This is a genomic window from Psychrobacter sp. FME13, from assembly GCF_014861395.1.
Classification (GTDB): Bacteria; Pseudomonadota; Gammaproteobacteria; order Pseudomonadales; family Moraxellaceae; genus Psychrobacter.
Window position 1 is genome coordinate 1 of record NZ_RRYV01000180.1, and the last position, 5,677, is coordinate 5,677.

The window sequence follows — 5,677 nt, forward strand, 5'->3', positions numbered from 1 at the left end:
TTAGATATTATTAAACAATATATTCAGAACCAGCGAGGTTAGCTAGTGATGCGAAATTCACCTCCACCCTAATGTCGGGTGGAGTCCTCTTTCGCTTTTTTGATAGTTAAAATAGTTGATCAGCTCCTCTACGCGCACGGCACCGACAGGTGGCAATTGACCCTCATTTAGATAGCGACGTACATTGGCATAGCTACCTGTATCAGTATCGATAGACAAAGTTGACACCGCTATATCCATCGTGCGATGTACAGGATTGGCTTCGTTTTTTTGATAATTATCACCGGCTTCTGGTGTGATGCTGATAGGTTCAGGTCTGACTATAGGCGCTGGTATTGGAGCTTGTATGTCTGAAGAAGGTAGCGGTGATGCCGACTCCCTCACCACCTTAAAGGAATCAACGCTGTTCCTGTCAGAGACTGACGGTGTATTTGGTAAGGTATCAGGGCGGCGTGGTTTTTTCATTACGGTACTTGTTGATGGTTCTACCACCGGCTTACTTGCTTGCTGTGAGCTACAAGCCGTCAACCCCACACTGGCGACAATAGCCAATAACAGTGTGTGTTTGGCTGGATGATATTTATGCGCGCGCGAAAAACAGACAGATGACAAAGATGACATAGCAACTACTCCGTATAATAGATAGACAATGGGTTTTAAAAAAATTAATAGTCAAAAGTTGAGTTAACTATACTTCAGCTATTTTGTAAAAGCTACCAAACAAAGCACGATAGAGAAACTTAATAAAGCACGTCATGAACTGTCGTCTATTCTGACTTATACCTTTTTAATTCTGCCAATTTCCTTTACGATAGCACTATCCTATTTGTACGCTTGAACCCATTATCTATACCTATTAAAACTGATAAGTGAATCCTACGTTATGTCTGATGTTATTGATAATACGATTGCCCCAACCATTTCCAATGAACCGATGGATACTCGCTCAGTCGCAGAGTTCACTGAGCAAGCCTATCTCAACTACGCCATGTACGTCATCATGGATCGGGCGCTGCCAAATATCGCTGATGGTCTAAAACCTGTTCAACGCCGCATCGTCTATGCCATGAGCGAGTTGGGCTTGAAAGCCACCGCCAAGGCCAAAAAGTCCGCACGTACGGTCGGTGACGTATTGGGTAAATACCATCCGCACGGTGACAGTGCGTGTTATGAGGCGATGGTACTGATGGCACAGCCGTTCAGCTATCGCTATCCGCTTATCACGGGTCAAGGCAACTGGGGTAGCCCAGATGATCCAAAGTCATTCGCCGCGATGCGTTATACCGAAGCCAAGATGTCAGCTTACGCCAATACCTTACTTGCAGAGTTAGGGCAAGGTACGGTCGATTGGCAGGATAACTTTGATGGCACGATGCAAGAGCCAACCACCCTACCTGCCCGCCTGCCCAACATCTTGCTAAACGGTACAACAGGTATCGCGGTCGGTATGGCAACCGATATTCCACCGCACAACCTCAATGAAGTGGTGCGTGCAGCAATTCGCTTGCTCAAAAACCCCGAGCTATCGGTTAAACAGCTTACCCAATCGATACCAGCGCCAGACTTGCCAACACCAGCGGAAATTATTACCAACAAAAAAGACTTGCAAGCGATGTATGAAACCGGTCGCGGTAGCTATAAAATGCGTGCGACTTTCCATATTGACCCTAAAGAAAAAAATCTCGTCATTATCGATGCACTGCCGTACCAAGTATCGGGCAACAAAATCCAAGAGCAAATCGCCAAGCTCATGATGGATAAAAAACTACCTTGGGTCACAGATATTCATGATGAGTCAGATCACGAAAACGCTTGCCGTATCGTGCTTGAATTGAAATCAACACGGGTCGATGTCGATCGTGTTATGAGTCATCTGTTTGCCAGTACAGATCTAGAAAGCAACTACCGCGTCAATATGAACATGATTGGCTTAAACGGTAAACCGCAAGTTAAAAACCTCAAAGAAATATTAGAAGAATGGCTAGTGTGTCGCCGCTCAGTGGTCACCCGCCGCTTGGAGTACCGCCTCGATAAAATCGACAAACGCTTACATATTTTGGCAGGCTTACTGATTGCTTATCTGAATATTGATGAAGTCATTCGCATCATTCGTGAAGAGGACGATCCAAAAGCAACCTTAATGCAGGACTATGATCTGACTGATATTCAAGCCAATGCCATATTGGATATTCGTCTACGTCAGTTGGCAAAGTTAGAGGAAATCGAGTTACGCCGTGAGCAAGATGAGCTAGCCGCTGAACGCGCCATCATTCAAGAGTATTTGGACAATCCAGACAGCTTGACCAACTTGCTGATCGAAGAGCTGACCGCTGATATGAAAGAGCACGGTAATGAGCGTGTGTCACCATTGGCAGAACGCGAAGAAGCTCAAGCATTAAAAGAATCTGATCTCGTACCGAGCGAGCCTGTCACTGCTATCTTGTCAAAAGCGGGTTGGATTCGCGCTGCTAAAGGTCATGATGTCGATGCTGCTGGCATGAGCTATCGCTCAGGTGATAGCTATCAAGCGCATGTGCGCGGTAAATCTAATGAAAGAATCTACGTGCTCGACAGCACTGGACGCAGCTACAGTATCGATGCGCATAACTTGGCGTCTGCTCGTGGTCAAGGCGATCCGCTGACCAGTGTGTTAAAGCCACCAGCAGGTGCTAGCTTTGAGCAGCTACTAACGGGTGCTGACAATCAACGCATTATTTTGGCCAGCTCGGCAGGTTACGGTTTTATCAACACGCTTGGCAACCTAGACAGCAATCAAAAAGCGGGGAAAAATATCATTAATCTCGCAGCTGAGAGCCGCTTACTCCCTGCTGCCCGTATCGATGCGCCGGTGGTAACGACTGCTAATGCTGACGGTGAAAGCACCCATACAAAGGTAGCGCCTGACCATGTCGCCGTTGTGACCAATGCAGGGTATTTACTGATATTCACCCTTGATGACTTGCCTGAGCAGGCTCGCGGCAAAGGGAACAAACTTATCAAGTTAAAAGATGGTGAAGAGGTGATCGCTATCACGCCACTCAGTCAGCAAGACAGCCTAGTCATTACCGCTGGCAAACGCCATGTGACACTCAAGCCAAATGATTTGGCTAACTATACGGGTGTGCGTGGTAATCGTGGTGGTCAGCTACCAAGGGGCTTTCAGAATGTGACGAGTGTTGAGGTTGCTAAGTAATGAAAAAGTCGGCTTCACTATTGTTTGTATTGATACTTTCACAATCAAGCCTTGCTGAATGGCAACTGGTAAATGAAAATGATCCGACTGACCCTGTTGAAATCTATGTCGATTTTCATCAAGCTGATCTCTTGAACGATTTGCAATATCAAGTGCCCATGAAGACTAGTACTTGGCCTCGCAGTCATTTCTCTGATTATCCAATTACGCTTTATGAGCCTTACATAACTGCTTCATATATTATCGACTGTACAGAACAGATCATTACTACTCATTCTCAGCGGCTCTTTGCAAAGACAGAGCCTTCAGGGTCTTTCGCTGACATATTTGATATGTTTGAGTTGGGAGTAGATGGTCGCTCCACTCGCCCTCTTGAGTTTACTGATGCAGTAGATAAGCGTTTATATGAGCGACTTTGTCAAAGCGACTAAGTCACACCATTGATTGACATAGAATGTGATTTACCCAATATAAGGTCAGTGTTTCCCAAGGTGAGAAATGAAGACATTATGTTTCTTCTTACCAATAAATGAGCAAGACAGTCTAATCATTACTGCTAGCAGATTTCATATGACACTTAAGCCAAATGATGTAGCCAACTATACGGGTGATTGTGGTCAGTTACCAAGAGGCTTTCAGAACGTGACGAGTGTTTAGGTTGGCTGAATGATTAACACAGCTCTACCTTACAACAGGGTATTTACTCATCTACAATGACATAATCTTGTTAATAATAAGCTTGTATCATGAATAAAAAAATCAGCTTAATTTTTCCTCATCAACTATTTGCCAACACCTCACTTTGGCAAGATGAGTGTTATCTCATTGAAGAGGATTTATATTTTACTCAATACCCTTTTCACAAACAAAAACTGGTACTACATCGCGCCAGTATGAAGGCTTATGAGCAAACATTGATTAATGCAGGAAAAACCGTACATTACATTGAATCTGGAGATGAATATAGCGACTGCCGTAAGCTGATTGCCAGTTTCGATAGTCACAAACACCATCCTGACAATGAGAGCGCTATCGAAAAAATATATTGGCTCGACTTGGTCGATGATTGGCTGCGCATGCGTGTTCAAAAAGCAATACTAAAAGCAGATATTGATTTTGATTGCTCTCCCACGCCGATGTTTCTGAATCCGCTACCCGTCTACTGCGATTTCTTTAAAAATAGCCGTCTGTTTCATCATGACTTTTATATAGAAGCACGTAAACGCGAAAATATCCTAATCGATGGCGATCAAAAACCCATCGGTGGACAATGGTCATTCGATGAGGACAATCGCAAAAAATATCCGCGCAGAAAGATACCGCCAGCTTTTGAGTTTCCTGAATTAAGCGTGCATTACCGTGAAGCAATCGCTTATGTCGATAATAACTTTAGCACGCATTACGGTAATACCAATCCTGACTTTCGCTATCCGACCACTCATGACGAGGCTAAAAACTGGTTGGAAGATTTTTTATCCAAACGCTTTACTGACTTTGGTCAATATGAAGATGCCATCGTAGCCGATGAGTCTATATTGCATCATAGTGTTCTAACTCCGATGCTTAATACTGGACTGCTCACACCTGAGCAAGTCGTCACACGTACGCTTGAAATTAGCGAAGCATATGACATTCCAATCAATTCACTAGAAGGCTTTATTCGTCAAATCATTGGCTGGCGTGAGTTTATGTATGGGTTGTATGAGTCTATCGGACGTAAACAACGTAGCCGTAACTTTTGGGGTTTTACCCGCAAGATACCACCGAGTTTTTATACCGGCGATACAAGTATTGAGCCGATCGACACCACCATCAAGAAAGTACTGAACAGTGGCTACGCGCATCATATCGAGCGTCTGATGGTCTTTGGCAACTTTATGCTGCTTTGTGAGTTTGACCCTGATGACGTTTATCAATGGTTTATGGAGCTATTTATTGATGCTTATGACTGGGTCATGGTGCCAAATATTTATGGCATGAGTCAGTTCGCTGATGGAGGGCTGATGGCCACCAAGCCTTATATCAGCGGTAGTAATTATATTAATAAGATGAGTGATTATCAGGTCAAATCTAAAGGCGAGCCTGTTGAATGGGCCGCCACGTGGGATGGACTGTTTTGGCGCTTTATGCACGTACATCGTGATTTTTTTGCAAAGAACCCACGCACAAGTATGCTGCTCACCATGTGGGACAAAATGGGCAAAGAACAACAAACAGAGCACCTCATGAACGCTGAGCAATTCTTGAAAAAACTGGACAAAGAACACTAGGACCTATCCCTTGTCTGCATAGGCACAGTAAGCAAGAAAAATATACCTCGGTATCGAGTGCGTGTATTTGTATCTTTTTTATTTAGGAGAGACTGTATCATTTATCAGTGCCTTATCTTTTTTTTAATCATCCAAAATAAAAAGGCAAGATAAATTTTAGGTGGTGTGTCAGAAAGTATGCTGAAGAAATAAAGGAGGGTGACAGCCAAAGCAA

General features: G+C 44.0%; 5 protein-coding genes. 4 read left to right on the forward strand and 1 reads right to left on the reverse strand.

Annotated features, from left to right (window positions below; translation table 11 throughout):
- Positions 1 to 57: 57 nt before the first annotated feature.
- A complete protein-coding gene (locus EI164_RS14250; RefSeq protein WP_192520588.1) occupies positions 58 to 621 on the reverse strand; it encodes a VWA domain-containing protein in 564 nt (187 codons plus the stop codon).
- A 262-nt stretch (positions 622 to 883) separates the two neighbouring features.
- Here EI164_RS14250 and parC point away from each other — a divergent pair, with 262 nt between their 5' ends.
- The 4 genes from parC to EI164_RS14270 all read left to right on the forward strand — a co-directional run bounded on the left by parC (position 884) and on the right by EI164_RS14270 (position 5,463).
- Positions 884 to 3,193 carry a DNA topoisomerase IV subunit A gene (parC, locus tag EI164_RS14255; RefSeq protein ID WP_192520589.1) on the forward strand — a complete coding sequence of 770 codons (2,310 nt, stop codon included), beginning with the start codon at positions 884 to 886 and terminating at the stop codon, positions 3,191 to 3,193.
- The gene (locus EI164_RS14260; protein WP_192520590.1) at positions 3,193 to 3,624 is read left to right on the forward strand and encodes a hypothetical protein; all 432 of its coding nucleotides are present in this window, start codon (positions 3,193 to 3,195) and stop codon (positions 3,622 to 3,624) included. Before parC ends, EI164_RS14260 begins: the two co-directional genes overlap by 1 nt.
- Before the next feature lie 67 nt (positions 3,625 to 3,691).
- Positions 3,692 to 3,850 carry a hypothetical protein gene (locus EI164_RS14265; protein ID WP_192520591.1) on the forward strand — a complete coding sequence of 53 codons (159 nt, stop codon included), beginning with the start codon at positions 3,692 to 3,694 and terminating at the stop codon, positions 3,848 to 3,850.
- A gap of 89 nt (positions 3,851 to 3,939) precedes the next feature.
- The gene (locus tag EI164_RS14270; protein WP_192520592.1) at positions 3,940 to 5,463 is read left to right on the forward strand and encodes a cryptochrome/photolyase family protein; all 1,524 of its coding nucleotides are present in this window, start codon (positions 3,940 to 3,942) and stop codon (positions 5,461 to 5,463) included.
- The last annotated feature ends 214 nt before the right edge of the window (positions 5,464 to 5,677 follow it).